The organism is Pseudomonas rhodesiae, from assembly GCF_013285305.1.
In the GTDB taxonomy this organism is placed as follows: domain Bacteria; phylum Pseudomonadota; class Gammaproteobacteria; order Pseudomonadales; family Pseudomonadaceae; genus Aquipseudomonas; species Aquipseudomonas rhodesiae.
The window spans coordinates 2,461,573-2,482,523 of the sequence record NZ_CP054205.1; the positions used below are offsets into that span (position 1 = coordinate 2,461,573).

Below are 20,951 nucleotides of genomic sequence, written 5' to 3' on the forward strand. Positions count from 1 at the left end.
CATCTGGCTCATTCACTAGGCTGAACACCCATGCGTCGTACGCTGATTTCCCTGTGTGTCCTTCAGGCGTTTTCCCCTTTTACCTGGGCGCAGGAGGTCACCACGCCATCTGCCAGCCTTGAGTTACAAGCGACCACGGTCACCGGCGAAGGGGATTACGAGACGGCGCAAGGTCCCGTCAAGGGCTATCACGCCACGCGTTCGGCAAGTGCGACGCGCACCGACACTTCCATCCACGAAACCCCGCAGTCCATCAGCGTGGTGTCCAAGGACGTGGTCGAGGACCTCGGCGCAACGCGCCTGCAAGATGCTCTCGACTACGCCGGCGGTGTAGGCCGCGCCAACAACTTCGGCGGGCAGGGCCTCACCACGTTTACCGTGCGCGGCTTCACCACCGGCGAGTTCTACCGCAACGGCTTCCCGATCAACCGTGGCTACCCGAACATGCCGGACGCCAACACCATCGAGCGCCTGGAAGTGCTGCGCGGCCCGGCCACCATGCTGTACGGCCGTGGCGATCCGGGCGGTACCTTCAATGTGGTGTCCAAACAACCGCTGGCCGAACGCACGGTGACCCTCGGCAGCCAGTTGAACGACCAGGGCATGCAGCGCGGCACGCTGGACGCCTCCGGCCCGCTGGACGAAGAAGGCCGCCTGGCCTATCGCCTGAACGTGGTGGGCGAGGGCGGCGACACCTTCCGCGATCATGTGTCGACCGAGCGCTACGGCGTCACCCCGGTCCTTACCTGGCAGGCCAGCGATGACACCAAGGTGATCTTCGAAGGCGATTTCATGCGCAATAACCATCCGCTGGACCGTGGCCTGACGCGTTTCGCCAACCAGGCCGGCACGCCGTCCCGCGACACGTTCTGGGGTGACAAGGACGTGGGCAAGCTGCACAACGATAACAACATGGCCCAGCTGCGTTTCGAGCATATGCTCAACGACAGCTGGACGTTGGGGGGTGGGTTTCAGTGGTTGGATGGGACGTTGCAGGGCAATGCCATCGAGGCTAACGGCCCCGGTAGCCTGAGCGCCGACGGCCGCACGCTGCAACGCAACTTCAACTACCGCAAGCTGGAATGGACCGATAAGGACTACCAGCTCAACCTGACCGGGCACTTCTCCACCGGCGGCTTCGATCACACCTTGCTGACCGGCATCGAGTACGAGGACTACGACTACCAGTCGATCATCCAGCGCTCCAGCGCCGCCGCCGGCACCTACCCCATCGATATCTTCAATCCGGTCTACGGCCAGACACGCCCGCCGCTGACGCGCACGCCGACCCACGACAAAGAAAACCTCAAGACCTACGCGGCTTTCGTGCAGGACCAGGTGGCGCTGACCGAACGCTTGAAAGTCCTGGCCGGTGCGCGTTTCGAGCGGTTCGAACATGACTACGAAAGTTATGTGACGGGTGTCAAACCGTGGCAGGCCGCGGACAACGCCGTGACTCCACGGCTAGGCGTGAGCTACGACCTGACCGACACCGTCGCCGTCTACGCCGACGCCGCGCGCTCGTTCAAACCCAACACCGGTGCCAGCCGTGAAGGCGGAGGTTTCGCGCCGGAGAAAGGCAAGTCCTACGAAGTGGGCATCAAGTGGGAGGCCCTGGACCGTCAGTTGAGCGTTGACGCGGCGATCTACCAGATCGAGAAGAAGAACGTGCTCACCACCGATCCCGTGGATTCCACCTTCAGCGTCGCCGCTGGCCAGGTCCGCAGTCGCGGTTTCGACCTTAACGTTGCCGGCAATCTCACCCCCGAATGGCGCGTGATCGGCGGCTACGCCTATGTGGACGCCGAAGTCACCCGGGACAATACCCTGCGCAGTGGCACGCGCTTGCTGAATATCCCGCGTAACAGCTTCAGCCTGCTCAACGTCTACGAATTCCAAGACGGTGCACTCAAGGGCCTGGGCCTTGGCGCCGGCGGTAAATACGTCGATGAACGCGCGGGCCAGACCGCCAACAGCGCGTTTTCCATGGGCGCCTACACCGTCGTCGACCTGCTCAGTTACTACAAGGTCAACGACAAGATCCGTCTTAACCTGGACGTGAAGAACCTGTTCAACCGCGAATACGAAGAGGGTGCGTTCGGCAATATCTACGCGTATCCCGGCGCGCCGCGTACGGTGCAGGTTGGTATTGCCTACACCTTGTAACGCCGTCTTGTCGGCTTGCAATGGCATAGGGGCGTAACCAGATAGTTGGAGCTAAGTGTGGGAGGGGGCTTGCTGGGTTGAGGCTTGCTGTGGTGAGCGGGCTTGCCCCGCGCTGGGCTGCGAAGCGGCCCCATTCCAGGCGATGTGGTTTAGCTGACACACCGAGGTGCCTGGGTTTGGGGCCGCTTCGCAGCCCAGCGCGGGGCAAGCCCGCTCACCACAGAGTTATTTCAGCCTTAAAACTTGTGTAGAGATCTATGGCTATCGGGGCCAAATGCACCGAGTTGCCGGGTGATGGCCCAGAGGAATTTAACTGTGGGAGGGGGCAAGCCCCCTCCCACCTGTCCTTTCACTTGGCTTTAGAGCGGGGTGAGTACATTCATCACCGTATCCAACGCTACCCGCGTGTCATCCAGCTGCACGAGCGACGCATGCCGCGCGCCCAGGGCATCGCGGTTCTGGATGGCGGTGAGGATGGCTTTATGCCGAGGCAGACTCAGGCCCTGGATGTCGGGGCGGCGGTTGGTGATGTTGATCGATTCGCGCAATGGCAGCGACAGCATGTTGCACATATATGCCAGCAGGTCGTTGCGGGTGGCGTCGGCGATGGCGCGGTGGAAGTCCAGGTCGGCCTGTAGCAGCTGTTCGTGGGTCTGCGCGGTCTCCATGCCGTGGTAGGCCTTTTCGATGATGGCGATGTCATCGTCGGTGGCGGTGGTCGCGGCCATGGCGGCGATTTCCGGTTCGAGGATGCGCCGCACACCGGCCAGGGTGTTGAAAAACTCGCTATGGGGCGTGGACTGCATCAACCAGGACAGCACGTCCGGGTCGAGCAGGTGCCATTTGAGCCGTGGCCGCACCACCGCACCCACCCGTGGCTTGGAGTACACCAGGCCCTTGGCACTGAGCACGCGGGTCGCCTCGCGCAACACCGAACGGCTGACCTTGTACTCCTCGCAAAGCGTGGCCTCCATGGGCAGGCGTTCTTCTGGCTTGAAGCGACCGGAAACGATGTGCATGCCCAAGTCCTGGACGATCTGGGCATGCATGCTCTTGCGCGGCTTGGACGGCTGGTGATCCATAACGGGCGGGATGCTCTGGCTTAAATTCGCGGCATCATAGCATCCCAATTAGTGGGAATGCCGTGGGACTTCCGCTCCACGGCAACCCACCAGAAAGTCAAAGTCGCAGCCTTGGTCCGCCTGCAGCACATGGTTGATGTACAGCTGGCGATAGCCGCCGACGATCAGGTCCTGTGGTGGCTTGAGGTCGGCCATGCGCGCCGCCAGCTCGGCGTCGGAAATGTCCAGGTGCAAGCGGCCGTTGGCGCAGTCCAGCTCGATCCAGTCACCTTCCTGCACCGTGGCCAAGGGCCCGCCGGCGGCGGCTTCCGGTGCCACATGCAGCACCACGGTGCCGTAGGCCGTGCCGCTCATGCGCGCATCGGAAATGCGCACCATATCGGTCACGCCCTGGGCCAGCAGCTTGGCCGGCAGGCCCATATTGCCGACTTCGGCCATGCCCGGATAACCCTTGGGCCCGCAGTTTTTCATGACCAGGATCGAGTTGGCGTCCACCTCCAGCTCCGGGTCGTTGATGCGCGCCTTGTACATGTCGAAGTTCTCGAACACCACTGCACGGCCGCGATGCTGCATCAATTCCGGGCTGGCCGCCGACGGCTTGAGGACTGCACCGAGCGGCGCCAGGTTGCCGCGCAGCACGCAGATGCCGCCGTCGGCGCGGATCGGGTTGTCCAGGGTGCGGATCACTTCGTCCTGGCCGTATATCGGCGAATCCTGGGTGTTTTCGCCCAGGGTCTTGCCGTTGACGGTCAGCGCGTTCGGGTGTGGGATCAGGTTGGCTTCGCCCAGGCGACGCAGCACCGCAGGCAGGCCGCCGGCGTAGTAGAACTCTTCCATCAGGAAACGCCCGGAGGGCTGCAAGTCCACGATAGTTGGCATACCGCGACCGATGCGGGTCCAGTCGTCCAGTTCAAGGTCCACGCCGATACGCCCGGCAATGGCTTTAAGGTGGATCACCGCGTTGGTCGAGCCGCCGATGGCCGCGTTGACCCGAATCGCGTTTTCAAAAGCTTCTTTGGTGAGGATCTTCGACAGGCGCAGGTCTTCACGCACCATCTCCACCGCACGCATGCCCGACATATGCGCCAGTACATAACGGCGCGCATCCACTGCGGGAATCGCGGCGTTGTGCGGCAGGGACGTGCCGAGGGCTTCCGCCATGCAGGCCATGGTCGAGGCGGTGCCCATGGTGTTGCAGGTGCCCGCCGAACGGGACATACCGCCCTCGGCCGCGAGGAAATCGTCCAGGGTGATGGTGCCGGCCTTGACCTGCTCACTCAGCTGCCACACCACCGTGCCCGAACCAATGTCCTGGCCCTTGTGCTTACCGTTGAGCATCGGCCCGCCCGTCACCACTATCGCCGGTACGTCGCAACTGGCGGCGCCCATCAGCAGGGCCGGGGTGGTCTTGTCGCAGCCGGTCAGCAGCACCACGCCGTCGATGGGGTTGCCGCGAATGGCTTCTTCTACATCCATGCTCGCCAGGTTGCGGGTGAGCATGGCGGTAGGGCGCAGGTTCGACTCGCCGTTGGAAAACACCGGGAATTCCACCGGGAAGCCACCGGCCTCGATCACCCCACGTTTGACGTGCTCGGCGATCTGACGGAAGTGCGCGTTGCACGGAGTCAGCTCCGACCAGGTGTTGCAGATACCGATGATCGGCTTGCCATGGAACTGGTGGTCGGCGATGCCCTGGTTCTTCATCCAGCTGCGGTACATGAAGCCGTTCTTATCGGCAGTACCGAACCACTGGGCGGAGCGTAGGCCGGGCTTTTTATCAGACATGATCGATTTCTCTTATTGTATGACTATATGTTCTCTCTACGGCTAAACATAAGCGCAAAATCTTCCATTTGGAAGTGTTGTTTCGCAAATAGTACTACTATATAGTCGATCTCAACTGAGGTGTGGCCCTGGCGAGTTATCGCGAGAGGCGTCGCCCGAGCTTCTATAAAAACAACAATCGGAGATCGACCCCCATGAGCCAGGAACTGCGGCTTATTCGGCGCATCACGCTGAAACTGATTCCCTTCCTGATCCTGCTGTACCTGATCGCCTACGTGGACCGTTCCGCCGTGGGTTTCGCCAAGCTGCACATGGGCGCCGATGTCGGCATCGGTGACGCCGCCTATGGCCTGGGCGCGGGCCTGTTCTTTATCGGCTACTTCCTGTTCGAGATTCCCAGCAACCTGATGCTCGACCGCTTCGGCGCCCGGCGCTGGTTCGCGCGGATCATGATCACCTGGGGCACCATCACCATCGGCATGGCCTTTGTGCAGGGGCCGCACAGCTTCTATGTGATGCGTTTTCTGCTCGGCGCGGCGGAAGCCGGGTTCTTTCCCGGCGTGCTGTACTACATCACCCAATGGTTCCCGGTGCGCCATCGCGGCAAGATCCTCGGCCTGTTCATCCTCTCCCAACCCATCGCCATGATGATCACCGGCCCCGTATCCGGCGGCCTGCTGGGCATGGACGGCATCCTTGGTCTGCATGGCTGGCAGTGGCTGTTCATCGTGATCGGCACCCCGGCGATCCTGCTGACCTGGCCGGTGCTGCGCTGGCTGCCGGACGGCCCCAAACAGGTCAAATGGATGAGCGAGGACGAAAAAGCCTGGCTCACCGGCGAGCTGGCCAAAGATCTGCAAGCCTACGGCCAGACCCGTCACGGCAACCCGCTGCATGCCCTCAAGGATAAGCGCGTGCTGTTGCTGGCGCTGTTCTACCTGCCGGTAACCCTGAGCATCTATGGCCTGGGCCTGTGGCTACCGACCCTGATCAAACAGTTCGGCGGCACGGACCTGGTTACCGGCTTTATCTCGGCCGTGCCGTATATCTTCGGCATCATCGGCCTGCTGATCATCCCGCGCAGTTCCGACCGTTTGAATGATCGCTACGGCCACCTCGCCGTGCTGTATGTACTGGGTGCCACCGGCCTGTTTTTCAGCGCCTGGCTCGGCGCGCCGGTGCTGCAAATGGCGGCGTTGTGCCTGGCGGCGTTCGCGATGTTTTCCTGCACCGCAGTGTTCTGGACCTTGCCGGGGCGTTTCTTCGCCGGCGCCAGTGCGGCGGCGGGCATTGCCCTGATCAACTCGGTGGGCAACCTGGGCGGTTATATCGGTCCGTTCGTGATCGGCGCGCTCAAGGAGTACACCGGCAACCTGGCCTCGGGCCTGTATTTCCTGTCCGGCGTGATGCTGTTCGGCCTGGTGTTGACCGGCGTGGTCTACCGCGTGCTGGAGCGCAAACATGTGCTGCCAGTCGACCAGTTCGCCGCCAGCGCCCGTGGTGCCACCCGTACTTAATTCAAGGAGAAAGCTGATGCGTTTAGTGCAGTTCGAACTCAATAACGGCGAGCGCCGGGTCGGCGTTGTCGATGGCACCCGGTTACGCGAAGTGCAGGGCGCCGGCAGCGTGCGCGAACTGGCGCTGGCCGCCATCGAAGCCGGGGCTTCATTGCAGCAGCAGGTCGACAGCCTGGGCTTGGGCGACAGCCATGACTACGCCGCGTTGCTCGCCGAACAGAAGATCCTGCCGCCGCTGGACCATCCAGACCCGGCCCATATGCTGATCAGCGGCACCGGCCTGACCCACCTGGGCAGCGCCGCCGCTCGCGACAAAATGCACCAACAGGCCGGCGACGAAGCCACGTTGACCGACACCATGCGCATCTTCAAATGGGGTGTGGAGGGCGGCAAGCCCGCCGCCGGTCAGGCGGGCGTGCAACCGGAATGGTTCTACAAAGGCGACGGCAGCATCGTGGTGCGCCCTGGCCAGGCGTTCCCGGTGCCACCCTTTGCCGAAGACGCCGGCGAAGAGCCGGAGATCGGCGGCCTGTACGTCATCGGCCACGACCGCAAGCCGTATCGTCTGGGTTTTGCGGTGGGCAACGAGTTCTCCGACCATGTCATGGAGCGCAAGAATTACCTGTACCTGGCCCACTCCAAACTGCGCAGTTGCAGCTATGGCCCGGAACTGCGCGTGGGCGAATTGCCCCAGCACCTGGCCGGTACCAGCCGCCTGCTGCGCGACGGCCAGGTGATCTGGGAAAACGAATTCCTCAGCGGCGAGGCCAACATGTGCCACAGCCTGGAAAACCTTGAGTACCACCACTTCAAGTACAGTCAGTTCCTCACGCCGGGCGATGTGCATATTCATTTCTTCGGCACCGCCACGCTGTCATTCGCCGACGGTATACGTACCCAACCGGGGGATGTGTTCGAGATCAGCCAGGCCGAGTTCGGCGCGCCGCTGATCAACAGTGTCGGCCAGGCCGATGCGATATTCGAACCCGGCAACGTCGTCACCCTTTAAGGAGAACACCATGACCCAGTTTATCGGCCACAACTACATCGGCGGCCAGCGCAGCGCCCAGGGCAGCACCAAGCTGCACAGCGTCGACGCGGCCACCGGCGAAACCTTGCCTCAGGTTTTCTTCCAGGCCACCCCGCAAGAGGTCGACGCCGCCGCCCAGGCCGCCGCCGCCGCGTACCCGGCGTACCGCGCCTTGAGCGCCGCGCGCCGTGCGCAGTTCCTCGATGCGATTGCCGACGAACTGGATGCCCTGAGTGATCATTTCGTCGAGTTGGTGTGCCGCGAAACCGCGCTGCCGGCCGCCCGCATCAAAGGCGAACGCGGTCGCACCAGCGGCCAGATGCGCCTGTTCGCCACCGTGCTGCGGCGCGGTGATTTCTATGGTGCGCGCATCGACAAAGCCCTGCCGGACCGCCAACCACTGCCGCGTCCGGACCTGCGTCAATACCGCATCGGCCTCGGCCCGGTGGCGGTGTTCGGTGCGAGCAACTTCCCGCTGGCGTTCTCCACCGCTGGCGGCGACACTGCAGCCGCGCTGGCGGCCGGGTGCCCGGTGGTGTTCAAGGCCCATAGCGGGCATATGGCGACGGCCGAATGCGTGGCCGATGCGATCATCCGCGCGGCCGAGGCCACCGAGATGCCCGCCGGCGTGTTCAATATGATCTTCGGCGGCGGCGTCGGTGAGGCGCTGGTCAAGCACCCGGCGATCCAGGCGGTGGGCTTTACCGGCTCGCTCAAAGGCGGCCGTGCCCTGTGCGACATGGCGGCGGCACGCCCGCAACCGATCCCGGTGTTTGCCGAGATGTCGAGCATCAACCCGGTGATCGTGCTGCCCCAGGCCCTACAGGCACGGGCAGACACCGTGGCCCGCGACCTGACCGCCTCGGTGGTGCAAGGCTGCGGCCAGTTCTGCACCAACCCAGGCCTGGTAATCGGGATCGCCTCGCCCGAATTCAGCGCATTCACCCAGCAAGTAGCACAGTTGATCGGCGAGCAACCGGCGCAAACCATGCTCAACGCCGGCACCTTGAGCAGCTATGGCAAGGGCCTGGAAAAACTCCTGGCGCACCCTGGTATCCAGCACCTGGCGGGCAATGCCCAATCCGGCAATCAGGCCCAGCCCCAGCTGTTCAAGGCTGACGCCAGTTTGTTGATCAACGGCGATGAGGCACTGCAGGAAGAAGTGTTCGGCCCCACCACGGTGTTTGTCGAAGTCGCCGATCAGGCCCAGCTCAGCGCCGCATTGCACGGCCTGCATGGGCAACTGACGGCGACGCTTATCGGCGAGCCGGGCGACTTGCAGCAGTTCGCCGAACTCACGCCACTGCTGGAGCAGAAGGTCGGGCGCATCCTGCTCAATGGCTACCCGACCGGGGTGGAGGTCTGCGACTCGATGGTGCATGGCGGTCCGTACCCGGCGACCTCCGATGCCCGTGGCACTTCGGTCGGCACCCTGGCCATCGACCGCTTCCTGCGTCCGGTGTGTTTCCAGAACTACCCTGACAGCCTGCTGCCCGATGCGCTGAAAAATGCCAACCCGCTGCGTATCCAGCGCTTGGTGGACGGCACGCCGTCGCGCGATCCGCTGTAAACACCCAACCCGCGTCCAGGAGGCTATATGTCGTTGAGCGCAGTTACCGCACACCGTGCGCAGTTGGGGGAGGGCCCGTTCTGGGACGGTCCGACCCAGGCGTTGTATTGGGTGGATATCGCCGGCAAACAGGCGCTGCGCCTGATGGATGGGCAACTGCGCATGTGGCGGATGCCCGAGCATGTCTCGGCGTTCATCCCCTGCGAACGCGGCGATGCGCTGGTGACCTTGAGCAGTGGCGTCTACCGCCTGGACCTGGCCACCGAGGCCCTGACCCTGCTGTGCCAGGCCGATCCGCACCCCGGCAACCGTGGCAATGAAGCGCGTTGCGATGCCCAGGGGCGGCTGTGGTTGGGCACCATGCAGAACAACATCGGCGAGCAGGGTGAGGACCTGCCGATCACGCGGCGCTCCGGCGGCCTGTTCCGCGTGGACGCCGACGCCACGGTCACGCCATTGCTGCAAGGGTTGGGTATCCCCAATACCTTGCTGTGGAGCGACGACGGCAGCCAGGTGCACTTCGGTGACAGCCTGGACGGCGCGCTTTACCGGCACGGCATTTCGGCCAACGGCCATCTGGAATCGCCCACGCTGTGGTTTGGTCCGCATCCGCGTGGCGGGCCGGACGGCTCGGCGATGGACGCCGACGGATATATCTGGAACGCCCGCTGGGACGGCGGTTGCTTGCTGCGGCTGACGCCCACGGGCGAGGTGGATCGAGTCATCGAGCTGCCGGTCAGCCGCCCCACCAGTTGCGTGTTTGGTGGGCCCGAACTCACCACCCTGTTTATTACCAGTGCGGCCAGTCCTCTGGATCACCCCTTGGACGGTGCCGTGCTGGCTATCGATGTCGATGTACCTGGCAAACCTTGCCATCGCTTTGCCGGTTAACCCCAAGCGCTAACAACAATAACAAGGAGTCACCCGTATGAATCGTCGTCGTGGTATCCGTTCCCTGTGCTGCGCCGCTGTGGCGGTATCGGCCATGAGCTTGAGTGGGCTGGTGCTGGCCGCTGATACAGTCAAAATCGGCTTCCTGGTCAAACAAGCCGAAGAACCCTGGTTCCAGACCGAGTGGGCCTTCGCTGAAAAAGCCGCCAAGGACAAGGGGTTTGAGTTGATCAAGATCGCCGTGCCCGACGGCGAGAAAACCCTCTCGGCCATCGACAGCCTGGCCGCCAACGGCGCCAAGGGTTTTGTGATCTGCCCGCCGGATGTGTCCCTCGGCCCGGCGATTGTGGCCAAGGCCAAGCTCAACGATATGAAAGTCATGGCGGTGGACGACCGTTTCGTCGACGCCAAGGGCAAGTTTATGGAAGACGTGCCGTACCTGGGCATGGCCGCGTTCGAGGTGGGCCAGAAGCAGGGCGCGGCCATGGCCGATGAAGCGAAAAAACGCGGTTGGGACTGGAAAGAAACCTACGCGGTGATCACCACTTTCAACGAGCTCGATACCGGTAAGAAGCGCACCGACGGTTCGATCGATTCGCTGAAAAAAGCCGGCATCCCCGCGGACCATATCCTCACCGCGCCGCTGAAAACCCTGGATGTACCGGGCAGCATGGACGCCGCCAACTCGGCGCTGGTCAAACTCCCAAGCGGCGTGAAAAACCTGATCATCGGCGGTATGAACGACAACACCGTGCTCGGCGGCGTGCGCGCCACTGAAGCGGCCGGTTTCAAGGCGGCCAACGTGATCGGGATCGGCATCAATGGCACCGATGCCATCGGCGAACTGAAAAAACCCGACAGCGGCTTCTACGGCTCCATGCTGCCAAGCCCGCATATCGAAGGCTACAAAACCGCAGAGATGATGTACGAGTGGGTAACCAAAGGCACCGAACCGCCTAAATACACGGCCATGGACGAAGTGACGCTGATCACCCGTGAGAACTTCAAGCAGGAACTGGAAAAGATCGGCCTGTGGAAATAAGGCAGCTCGCTTTCCTCGGCGGTGCCGGTAACGGTGCCGCCTGATCGGTGTGATGAGGTGGTTATGCACGCGCAAGTCAATCAACAACATACGGCCGGGGCCAGTCTGCGCTTTGACGGCATCGGCAAAACCTTCCCCGGCGTCAAGGCGCTGGACGGTATCTGCTTCACCGCCCACCCGGGGCAGGTACACGCCTTGATGGGCGAAAACGGCGCGGGCAAGTCGACCCTGCTGAAGATCCTCGGCGGGGCCTATATCCCCAGCAGCGGCGCGCTGCATATCGGCGCGCAGACCCTGGCCTTCAAATGCGCGGCCGACAGCATCGCCAGCGGCGTGGCGGTGATTCACCAAGAGCTGCACCTGGTGCCGGAAATGAGCGTGGCCGAGAACCTGTTTCTCGGCCATTTGCCCACGCGCTGGGGCGTGGTCAACCGTGGCCTGCTGCGCAAGCAGGCCACGGCGTGCCTCAAGGGCCTGGCCGATGAGATCGACCCGGACCAGAAGCTCGGGCGCCTGTCCCTGGGCCAGCGCCAATTGGTGGAAATCGCCAAGGCGCTGTCCCGGGGCGCCCATGTGATCGCCTTCGATGAGCCCACCAGCAGCCTGTCGGCGCGGGAGATCGACCGTTTGATGGCGATCATCACGCGCCTGCGCGACGAGGGCAAAGTGGTGCTCTACGTGTCGCACCGCATGGAAGAAGTGTTCCGCATCTGCGACGCGGTCACGGTGTTCAAGGACGGCCGCTACGTGCGTACGTTCGATGACATGAGCGCGCTGACCCACGACCAGTTGGTGACCTGCATGGTCGGTCGCGATATTCAGGACATCTACGACTACCGCCCGCGCGAGCACGGCGAGGTGGCGCTCAAGGTCGACGGTCTGCTTGGGCCAGGCTTGCGCGAGCCGGTGAGTTTCCAGGTGCGCAAAGGCGAAATCCTCGGCCTGTTCGGGCTGGTGGGGGCCGGGCGCACGGAGTTGTTCCGTCTGCTCAGCGGCCTGGAGCGTGCCAGCGCCGGCAGCCTGGCGCTGGAGGGTGAGCCATTGCAGTTGCGCTCGCCGCGCGACGCCATCGCCGCCGGGGTGCTGCTGTGCCCCGAAGACCGCAAAAAGGAAGGCATCATCCCGCTGTCCAGCGTGGCCGAGAACATCAACATCAGTGCCCGTGGCGCCCACTCGCGGTTCGGCTGGCTGCTGCGCGAGGGCTGGGAAAAGGGCAACGCCGCGCACCAGATCCAGGCGATGAAAGTCAAAACCCCGAACGCCGCGCAGAAGATCCTGTACCTCTCCGGCGGCAACCAGCAGAAAGCCATTTTGGGCCGCTGGCTGTCGATGCCGATGAAAGTGCTGTTGCTCGACGAACCGACCCGCGGCATCGACATCGGCGCCAAGGCCGAGATCTACCAGATCATCCACAACCTGGCGGCGCAGGGCATCGCGGTGATCGTGGTGTCCAGCGACCTGATGGAGGTGATGGGCATCGCCGACCGCATCCTAGTGCTGTGCGAAGGCGCGCTGCGCGGCGAACACCCGCGCGAACACGCCACTGAATCCAACCTGCTGCAGCTGGCCTTGCCGCGCCGCGTGACGAACTGAGAGAAAACCATGACCACTCAAAACAACGCGCTGCCCACGGCACGCAAACCTCTGGACATGCGCGCCTTGCTCGACAACTGGGCGATGCTGCTGGCGGCCATCGCCATCTTCGTGTTGTGCGCCTTGCTGATCGACAACTTCCTCTCGCCGCTGAACATGCGCGGCCTGGGCCTGGCGATTTCCACCGTGGGCATTGCCGCCTGCACCATGCTGTTCTGCCTGGCCTCGGGGCATTTTGACTTGTCGGTGGGCTCGGTAATCGCCTGTGCCGGGGTGGTTGCGGCCATCGTCATGCGCGACACCGACAGCGTCATGCTGGGCATTGGCGCGGCGTTGCTGATGGGCCTGGTGGTGGGGCTGATCAACGGCATCGTGATCGCCAAGCTGCGGGTCAACGCGCTGATCACCACGCTGGCGACCATGCAAATCGTGCGCGGCCTGGCCTATATCTTTGCCGATGGCAAAGCGGTGGGGGTGTCCCAGGAGCAGTTCTTTATCTTCGGTAACGGCCAACTGTTCGGCGTGCCGGTGCCGATCCTGATCACCCTGGCGTGCTTCGTGTTTTTCGGCTGGCTGCTCAACTACACCACCTACGGGCGCAACACCATGGCCATCGGCGGCAACCCGGAAGCGGCGCTGCTGGCGGGCGTGAACGTGGACCGCACCAAGATCCTGATCTTCGCCGTACACGGCCTGATCGGTGCCCTGGCCGGCGTGATTTTGGCCTCACGCATGACCTCGGGCCAACCGATGATCGGCCAGGGTTTCGAACTGACCGTCATCTCGGCCTGCGTACTGGGCGGCGTGTCGCTGAGCGGCGGCATCGGCATGATCCGCCACGTGATCGCGGGCGTGCTGATCCTGGCGATCATCGAAAACGCGATGAACCTGAAGAACATCGACACCTTCTACCAGTATGTAATCCGCGGCTCCATCCTGCTGCTGGCCGTGGTCATCGACCGCATGAAACAACGCTGACTCCATGCCCCGTAAGGACTCAATGTGGGAGGGGGCTTGCCCCCGATAGCGGTAGATCAGAAACAAAAATGCAGACTGACACTCAGCAATCGGGGGCAAGCCCCCTCCCACAGTAAAGCGGATCGATGCTGGTGCTGACAGCGGTGATCGAGCCCATGAAAAAACGCTGAGCCTTGGTCATGTGAAATCAAAAGGTGGGAGGGGGCTTGCCCCCGATAGCGGTGTATCAGAAGCAAAAATGCAGACTGACACTCCGCAATCGGGGGCAAGCCCCCTCCCACAGTAGAGCGGTTCGATGTTGTTGCTGGCAGCGGTGACTGAGCCCATGAAACACCGCTGACTCCATGCCCTGTAAGGACTCAATGTGGGAGGGGGCTTGCCCCCGATAGCGGTAGTGAAGTGCGCCCCAAAAGTTGGACAGTAATTGTCTAGGCTACAGCGGAACGGGCTCTGTACTCTACAGGGCTCAGTCCGCCAAGCTTCGTTTTGATTCGCTTATGGTTGTAGTAATGGATGTATTGATCCAGTCCAGCCTGCAACTGAGCCGCGCTGTCGAAGCTTTCGCGGTAGTAAAACTCTGACTTTAACGTGCCGAAGAAGCTCTCCATCGTGGCGTTGTCATAGCAGTTTCCTTTGCGTGACATGCTTTGTTCCAGCCCCGCCTGTTCTAGTCGCTCGCGATACTTCGAGTATCGATAGTGCCAGCCTTGATCCGAGTGCAGCATGGGTTTAGCGCCCTCAGGCAGGCGCTCGAGCGCTCGCTCCAGCATGTCGCCAACCAGGGCATATTGGGGGCGTATGGCGGTCTGATAAGCCACGATTTCTCCGTTGTATAAGTCCAAGATCGGCGACAGATACAGCTTTTTACCTGCCACTTTGAACTCGGTGACATCCGTCACCCATTTCTGATTCGGCTTTTCGGCTTCGAACCGACGAGCCAAGGTATTGGGTGAGATTTCTCCCATCGGCCCTTTATATGCTCTGTATTTCTTGGGTCGCACCGTGCATTTGAGCCCCAACGCTCCCATCAATCGTCGTACCGTTTTACCGTTGATCTGTAGTCTTTCTTTGCGCAGTTCCAGCGTCATACGGCGGTAGCCCAGGCGCCCTTTATGCTCTTCCTGAAGGCTCTGGATCGAGGCTTTGACTGAGACGAAGCGGTCCGCAACGCCCATGACCTTGAGTTGGTAGTAGTACGTGCTTCGCGCCAGCCCTAGCAGTTTGAGCAGGTCCGCCAGCGGAAAGTTTTGTCTCAGCTCAGTGACTATTCGAGCTTTTTCTTCGCTTCGTTCTCCCGCCTGATCACCGCCTCGCCTAACTCTCCAAGCTTTTTTAGGTAGGCGTTCTCCATGCGCAAATACTGAAGTTCATCCAGCAGGGCTTTGTGCGCAAGCTCCTCTTTTGTAAGGGGGGCGGCAGATTTACGCAGTTTGGCAGGTGGCTTTGGCATAGCGGTATTCAGTCCTTTTTTCCCTGAGGCCAGGGCTTCAATACCGCCACTGTAATACTGCTGCTGCCATCTGCCCACTTGGGTGGAGTCACCCAGGTTGAAAAGCGCCGCTGCGCGGCGCAAGGAGAGGGAGTCGCGCCACATGCGTTGCAGAACGGAAAACTTGAACAGCGCGCTGTAACGCCCACCGGCACTGCTCAGACTGGCCTCACCGTGCAGCCGGTAAGCCTCCACCCAACGGCGAAGCAAGGTGGGGTCCATTTGAAATTGAGCGGCGATACGGCGAAAACCCCGGCCTCGTTCAAGAAAAGCCGTAATGGCGGAAAGCTTGAACTGCGTCGTGTACTTGCTCATGAAAAAGCCCCAAGAGTTGGATAGGTGTCCAACTTTTGGGGCGCACTTCAGTAGATCAGAAACAAAAATGCAAACTGACACTCCGCAATCGGGGGCAAGCCCCCTCCCACAGTAAGGCGCTTCGATGTTGTTGCTGACAGCGGTGATCGAGCCCATGAAACACCGCTGACTCCATGCCCTGTAAGGACTCAATGTGGGAGGGGGCTTGCCCCCGATAGCGGTGTATCAGAAGCAAAAAGCAGACTGACACTCCGCAATCGGGGGCAAGCCCTGCCACAGTAAAGCGGTGTTAATCAGCGCTGAACTTGAACACGGTGTGTTGGGTGTAGGTCTGCCCGGGGTTCAAGCGGGTCGAGGCAAACTTGGGCTGGTTCGGTGCATCGGGAAAGTGTTGGGTCTCCAGGGTAAACCCGCTCCAGTGCAGGTACGTCTTGCCGGCTTTGCCCTTCACCGAACCGTCGAGGAAGTTGCTGGTGTAGAACTGCACGCCCGGTTCGCTGGTGTATAGCTGCAAGCGCCGACCGGATTCGGGGTCGTGGACTTCGGCAGCCAGTTGCTTGACGTCGCCTTGGGTGTCCAGGGCCCAGTTGAAGTCAAAGCCGCCTTGTTTCGGCTCGGCAAACTTGAGCTGCGGATGGTCTTCTTTGATGTGCTGACCGATAGGCGTCGGCTTGAGGAAATCCATCGGCGTGCCCTTGACCGGCGCCAGTTCACCGGTCGGAATCAACGTAGCATTCACCGGGGTGTAGTGGCTGGCATGCAAGGTCGCGACCTGCTTGAGGATATCGCCGTTGCCCGCACCCGCGAGGTTGAAGTAGCTGTGGTTGGTAAGGTTGAGCACCGTCGGTTTGTCGGTGCTGGCTTTGTAGTCGATGTGCAGTTCGTTCTTGTCGTTGAGGCGGTAGGTGACCTCGGTGGTCAGGTTGCCGGGGAAGCCCATCTCACCGTCCTTGGACAGGTAACTCAGCTTCACGCCGACCGAATCTTTGTCCTTGACCGGCTCGGCTTTCCACACCTGCTTGTCAAAGCCCTGGGCGCCGCCATGCAGCGAGTTGGGGCCGTCGTTGAGGGGCACTTGGTAGCGCTTGCCGTCCAGTTCGAAAGCACCGCCGGCCAGGCGATTGCCGAAGCGTCCGATGGTGGCGCCGAAAAACGCGGTACCGCTCTGATAGCCTTGCACGTCGTCGAAGCCCAGCACCACGTCGTCGACCTTGCCGTGCTTGTCCGGCACTTTGAGCGACTGCAGCACGCCGCCGTAGGTGATCACCGTGGCTTGCATGCCGTGGCTGTTGCGCAGGATGTACTGTTCGACCGGCGTGCCGTCGTTGGTTTTACCGAAGGGTTTGTGCTCGCTGGACAAGCCGGCCGCCTGAACGCCGCCGCTGGCGATCAGCATCGACAGCGCCAGGCCGGAGAGCAGGTATCGAGGGTGCTTCATGATCGAACTTCCTTTTGTTGTTTTGAGTGGAATAGTTCTACTAATGGCGATATTTTGTCGTTATGACAGCGAATTTATAGCCTTTAACCGTCGTTTCGTAAAATAAAATAAGACTAATTAAGCGAGGCATCACTGTATGAGTACTGAGCACGCCGTTTACCCCGACCTCAAGGGCAAGACTGTATTGGTGTCTGGGGGCGCCTCCGGGATCGGCGAATTCATGGTTCGCGCGTTTGCCGCCCAAGGTGCCAAGGTCGGTTTTGTGGATCGCGCGCAAAGCCAGGGCGAACGCCTGGCGGCGCTGTTGAGTTCACGCGGGGACGCGGTGGAGTTTGTCTGCTGCGACATCACCGACGAGATCGCCTACAAGGCCGCCATCGGACGCTTCGAACAGTCCCTCGGCCCGATCACCGTGTTGGTCAACAACGCTGCCAACGATGTGCGTCACACCCTGGAAGAAGTTGACTCGGACACCTTCGACCGGCTTATCGCGGTCAACCTCAAGCACGCGTTTTTTGCGGCCAAGGCCGTGGTGCCGATGATGAAAAGCGCCGGCAGCGGCTCGATTATCAACCTGGGTTCGGTGGGTTGGATGATGGCCTCCGCCGGCTACCCGGTGTACGCCGCCAGCAAAGCTGCCGCCCACGGCATGACCCGTGCCCTGGCCCGCGAGCTGGGCCCGGACCGCATCCGCGTCAACACCCTGGTGCCGGGCTGGGTGATGACCGAAAAACAGCTGGCCATGTGGGTCGATGACGCCGCCAAGGACCTGATCGCGCGCAGCCAGTGCCTGCCCGGCAGCGTACTGCCGGAACATATCGCCAATATGGCGCTGTTCCTGGCCTCCGACGCGTCGGCGATGTGTTCGGCGCAGAACTTTATTGTCGATGGCGGCTGGGTCTGAGCCGAACACTGCAGTTCAGACAACCCAGATCAATGTGGGAGGGGGCTTGCCCCCGATGAAGGTGGGTCAGCTAATGCATCAGTGACTGACCCACTGCCATCGGGGGCCAGCCCCTTCTCACATTTGAACTGCGGCGCTTAGGCGATCGGGTAACGCTTGAACGCCGGATGCTGCTCCAGCCGCTCGGCATGCCGTTGCAGGTTGGGAAACGCATCGGCCTTGACCACCGAGGCCACCGTGAACTGACTGAACGACCAGGCAACGGCGGCTGTAATCGACGCCTGGGTCAGCGCTTCGCTGTCCTCCAACTGCTTGTTTAGCAACCCATAGGCTGCGAGCAACTGCCCACTGACGCGTTCGAGCCACGGCGCGTGCAGCTTCTCGGCCGGGCGCAAGTTGTGCTCATAAACGATCTGCACGCTTTTCTCACAAGCTGCCAGGGCCAAGCCAAGGATGTGCAGGTCGCGGGCAAGTGCGCCAGGCGGCTGGGGCAACAACTTCCTGTCAGCCGGGGCCAGGGTTTCGAGGTACTCCAGGATCAGGCTGGAGTCCATCAACACCGTGCCATCGTCCAGCACCAGGGTCGGGGCCTTGACCACCGGATTGATCTGCGCAAATTCGTCGAACGTGCGGAACACGGACAAGGGCTCATGCACAAAATCTACCCCGTACAGATCCAGAGAAATGGCGACGCGGCGTACGTAGGGCGAGTCGAGCATACCGATCAGTTTCATGAAGCCTCCATTGCTGTCAGGGTGATGGGTTTGGAGATTAAGGTTCCTCGGTCGCACCGCGCAATGCTTGCATGGCTCAGTCGGTCGACGAGGCATGCCTTATGCCGGGCTTCTGAAACCTTGGCGGCTGGCGCCCGGCGGTTGCCCGGTGATGCGTTTGTAGGCGCGACTGAAAGCGGCCTGTGAGGTATACCCCAGGCGGTACGCCACCTCTTCGATGGGCAGGCGCTCCAATGTCAACCATTGACTGGCCAGGCGCATGCGCAGTTCGGTTACGTAACGCAGCGGTGGCACCCCCAGGGTGGCTTGGAAACGGTCCGCGAACACCGAGCGCGAGGTATGACACTGCGCCGCCAGCTCGGCCACGCTCCAGTCTCGGCCCGGTTGCTGGTGCAGGGCGAGCAGGGCGCCCGCCAGGCGGTTGTCGCGCAAGGCGGCTGCCAGGCCCGACGCATTGGCGCACGCACATTCGACCCAACCGCGCACGATCATCGCTGCCACCACATCGGCCAGACGCGCCAGGATGCCGGCATAGCCGATGCGGGCGCTGGATACTTCGCGCTCCATCACTGCCAGGATCGGCATCAGGCCGGGGTAACGCTGGCCGCCGGCGTCGATCAGCATCAAGGCCGGCATCAGGTTGCCCAGGCCCTGGATGCTGTCGAGTTCGAACTCCATGCAGGCGCTGAACAGCAGGGTATTGGCAGGCTCATCGGGCGAGGCGTTGACGGCACACACGGTATCGCCCAGCGATGCTGCGTCGAAGCTGGCGATGTCCTGCACGGGGGCATCCGGTTGGGATAACAGCGCATGCGCGCCACCGTGGGCGATAAACACCGCATTTCCCGCCGACAGTTCAAAGAGGCTGCCGTCCTCCATTCGCAAGGTCGCGCAGCCGGCGGCCAGGAAATGGAAATACGCGTGACCCGGTTTAGCCGCAAAGCCGATACCGAACACCGGCCCGGCCTGGATGCGCCGGTATTGCACGCCGCGCAGGCGCATGCTGCGCAGCAGTTCGTTGATCAGTTCGGAAGACAGCGTGAACGCGGTGTCGGTTGGCATCGGGGTTTCGGTCAAAAAGTTAAGGGTTTGAATCATAGATCATCCAGATGGCGATACCTAGACTGATCGTCTCGCTAAAGCCTGAGGATGTCTTGTGATGAATGATTGTGTGTCCCACGCCCCTGTCAATTGCGGGGTTGAACCGAGCACTCCGGCCTGGATGGCGGTGTTTTCCCTGGCGATGGGGGTGTTCGGCCTGCTCACGGCCGAATACCTGCCGGCCAGCCTGCTAACGCCGATGGCCCTGGATTTGGGCGTGTCGGAAGCGTTGGCTGGCCAAGCAGTCACGGTCACCGCGGTGGTGGCTTTGTTCGCCGGGTTGCTGGTGCCCGGCCTGACGCGCGGCATCGACCGGCGCCTGGTGCTGTTGGGGTTCTCCACGCTGATGATTGCGTCCAACCTGCTGGTGGCGTTCTCGTCCAGCCTGGTGGTGCTGTTGTTGATGCGCATCCTGCTGGGTATTGCCCTCGGCGGGTTCTGGAGCATGGCGGCGGCCGTGGCGATGCGCCTGGTGCCGGCCGCGTCGCTGCCGCGCGCCCTGTCGATCATCTTCAGCGGCATTGCGGTGGGTACTGTCGTCGCCGTTCCGCTGGGCAGCTATCTTGGCGGTCTGTATGGCTGGCGCAGCGCATTTATCGCGGCTGCGGCTGTGGGGGTGGTCACCCTGGCGTTCCAGTTCATCACGCTGCCACGCCTGGCCCCCAATGGCACGGCGCGCCTGCGCACCGTGTTGGAGGTGCTGTTGCGCCCGGGCATTGCCATCGGCATGTTCGGCTGTGTTCTTGTGCATACCGCACATTTTGCGCTGTTCACCTATATCCGACCGTTTCTGGAAAGCACCACGGGCGTCGGGACCCAGGGCCTGGCGCTGATGTTGCTGGGGTTCGGCGCGGCGAATTTCGTCGGTACGCTGCTGGCCGGCGGGTTGCTGGTACGTAACCCGCGCGGCACGTTGGTGCTGATGCCGGTATTGGTGGGGGTTGCGGCGTTGGCCCTGGTGTTGCTGCCCGCGTCATTGCCTGGTCAAGCGATGCTGCTGGCGCTGTGGGGGATGGCCTTCGGTGGTGTACCAGTGGCGTGGTCGAACTGGGTGGCCCGTGCGGTTCCCGATCAGGCGGAAAGTGCCGGTGGCATGGTGGTGGCGTCGGTGCAATCGGCAATCGCGGCGGGCGCCGCTGGCGGGGGCGCAATGTTCAGTGTCACGGGTATCGGCGGCGTATTTCTGGGCGCGGGTATTTTGATGTTACTGGCCGCATTGTTGATCGCACTGCGTGTGCGGGTGCCCGTGCATAACGCGCAGGGGAGTGTGACGCACCCCCGGTCTTTGGTTTAGTCTGACGCGCTCAGTTGATAGC

16 protein-coding genes are annotated in these 20,951 nt (G+C 62.1%); 10 read left to right on the top strand and 6 right to left on the bottom strand.

Features of this window, described 5'->3' with window-relative positions; genetic code table 11:
- Window positions 1–30 precede the first annotated feature (30 nt).
- Window positions 31–2,166 carry a TonB-dependent siderophore receptor gene (locus HRH33_RS11280; RefSeq protein WP_167417437.1) on the top strand — a complete coding sequence of 712 codons (2,136 nt, stop codon included), beginning with the start codon at window positions 31–33 and terminating at the stop codon, window positions 2,164–2,166.
- A 359-nt stretch (window positions 2,167–2,525) separates the two neighbouring features.
- Here the strand turns inward: HRH33_RS11280 and HRH33_RS11285 are convergent, their stop codons facing one another.
- Together HRH33_RS11285 and HRH33_RS11290 are read right to left on the bottom strand one after the other, a co-directional pair.
- Window positions 2,526–3,248, bottom strand: coding sequence for a FadR/GntR family transcriptional regulator (locus HRH33_RS11285; protein WP_034096881.1), 723 nt, complete (start codon window positions 3,246–3,248; stop codon window positions 2,526–2,528).
- A 48-nt stretch (window positions 3,249–3,296) separates the two neighbouring features.
- A complete protein-coding gene (locus tag HRH33_RS11290) occupies window positions 3,297–5,033 on the bottom strand; it encodes an IlvD/Edd family dehydratase (protein WP_034112990.1) in 1,737 nt (578 codons plus the stop codon).
- A 194-nt stretch (window positions 5,034–5,227) separates the two neighbouring features.
- On the opposite strand from HRH33_RS11290, the gene HRH33_RS11295 reads away from it, so the two are divergent.
- The 7 genes from HRH33_RS11295 to araH all read left to right on the top strand — a co-directional run bounded on the left by HRH33_RS11295 (window position 5,228) and on the right by araH (window position 13,654).
- Window positions 5,228–6,550 carry an MFS transporter gene (locus tag HRH33_RS11295; RefSeq protein WP_167418674.1) on the top strand — a complete coding sequence of 441 codons (1,323 nt, stop codon included), beginning with the start codon at window positions 5,228–5,230 and terminating at the stop codon, window positions 6,548–6,550.
- A gap of 16 nt (window positions 6,551–6,566) precedes the next feature.
- The gene (gene araD1 / locus HRH33_RS11300; RefSeq protein ID WP_167418675.1) at window positions 6,567–7,559 is read left to right on the top strand and encodes an AraD1 family protein; all 993 of its coding nucleotides are present in this window, start codon (window positions 6,567–6,569) and stop codon (window positions 7,557–7,559) included.
- Window positions 7,560–7,569: 10 nt separating this feature from the next.
- On the top strand, window positions 7,570–9,150 hold the full coding sequence (locus HRH33_RS11305; protein ID WP_040267947.1) for an aldehyde dehydrogenase (NADP(+)): 1,581 nt from the start codon (window positions 7,570–7,572) through the stop codon (window positions 9,148–9,150).
- Window positions 9,151–9,177: 27 nt separating this feature from the next.
- Window positions 9,178–10,041: an SMP-30/gluconolactonase/LRE family protein gene (locus HRH33_RS11310; protein ID WP_094066280.1), complete on the top strand. Its 864-nt coding sequence runs from the start codon at window positions 9,178–9,180 to the stop codon at window positions 10,039–10,041.
- 37 nt (window positions 10,042–10,078) lie between these two features.
- The gene (locus tag HRH33_RS11315; RefSeq protein ID WP_173603444.1) at window positions 10,079–11,083 is read left to right on the top strand and encodes a substrate-binding domain-containing protein; all 1,005 of its coding nucleotides are present in this window, start codon (window positions 10,079–10,081) and stop codon (window positions 11,081–11,083) included.
- Between the two features lie 63 nt (window positions 11,084–11,146).
- On the top strand, window positions 11,147–12,676 hold the full coding sequence (araG, locus tag HRH33_RS11320; RefSeq protein WP_173603445.1) for an L-arabinose ABC transporter ATP-binding protein AraG: 1,530 nt from the start codon (window positions 11,147–11,149) through the stop codon (window positions 12,674–12,676).
- Between the two features lie 9 nt (window positions 12,677–12,685).
- Entirely contained in the window at window positions 12,686–13,654 is a 969-nt protein-coding gene (gene araH / locus HRH33_RS11325; RefSeq protein ID WP_034138983.1) for an L-arabinose ABC transporter permease AraH, read from the top strand.
- 428 nt (window positions 13,655–14,082) lie between these two features.
- Here the strand turns inward: araH and HRH33_RS11330 are convergent.
- Window positions 14,083–15,458 (bottom strand): IS3 family transposase gene (locus HRH33_RS11330; protein WP_425326811.1). Its coding sequence is split into 2 segments (ribosomal slippage): window positions 14,083–14,976 and window positions 14,979–15,458, totalling 1,374 coding nucleotides; the frame shifts between segments, so codons are not numbered across the junction.
- 289 nt (window positions 15,459–15,747) lie between these two features.
- Window positions 15,748–16,896: an aldose epimerase family protein gene (locus tag HRH33_RS11335; protein ID WP_034113004.1), complete on the bottom strand. Its 1,149-nt coding sequence runs from the start codon at window positions 16,894–16,896 to the stop codon at window positions 15,748–15,750.
- 136 nt (window positions 16,897–17,032) lie between these two features.
- On the opposite strand from HRH33_RS11335, the gene HRH33_RS11340 reads away from it, so the two are divergent.
- Window positions 17,033–17,800 carry an SDR family NAD(P)-dependent oxidoreductase gene (locus HRH33_RS11340; RefSeq protein WP_047882878.1) on the top strand — a complete coding sequence of 256 codons (768 nt, stop codon included), beginning with the start codon at window positions 17,033–17,035 and terminating at the stop codon, window positions 17,798–17,800.
- A 137-nt stretch (window positions 17,801–17,937) separates the two neighbouring features.
- Here the strand turns inward: HRH33_RS11340 and HRH33_RS11345 are convergent, their stop codons facing one another.
- Together HRH33_RS11345 and HRH33_RS11350 are read right to left on the bottom strand one after the other, a co-directional pair.
- The gene (locus tag HRH33_RS11345; RefSeq protein ID WP_167418638.1) at window positions 17,938–18,534 is read right to left on the bottom strand and encodes a glutathione S-transferase family protein; all 597 of its coding nucleotides are present in this window, start codon (window positions 18,532–18,534) and stop codon (window positions 17,938–17,940) included.
- A gap of 99 nt (window positions 18,535–18,633) precedes the next feature.
- Window positions 18,634–19,596, bottom strand: a complete 963-nt coding sequence (locus HRH33_RS11350) for an AraC family transcriptional regulator (RefSeq protein ID WP_167418639.1) — start codon at window positions 19,594–19,596, stop codon at window positions 18,634–18,636.
- 97 nt (window positions 19,597–19,693) lie between these two features.
- Between HRH33_RS11350 and HRH33_RS11355 the strand changes: the two genes are divergently transcribed.
- A complete protein-coding gene (locus HRH33_RS11355; protein WP_167418637.1) occupies window positions 19,694–20,929 on the top strand; it encodes an MFS transporter in 1,236 nt (411 codons plus the stop codon).
- Window positions 20,930–20,951 lie beyond the last annotated feature (22 nt).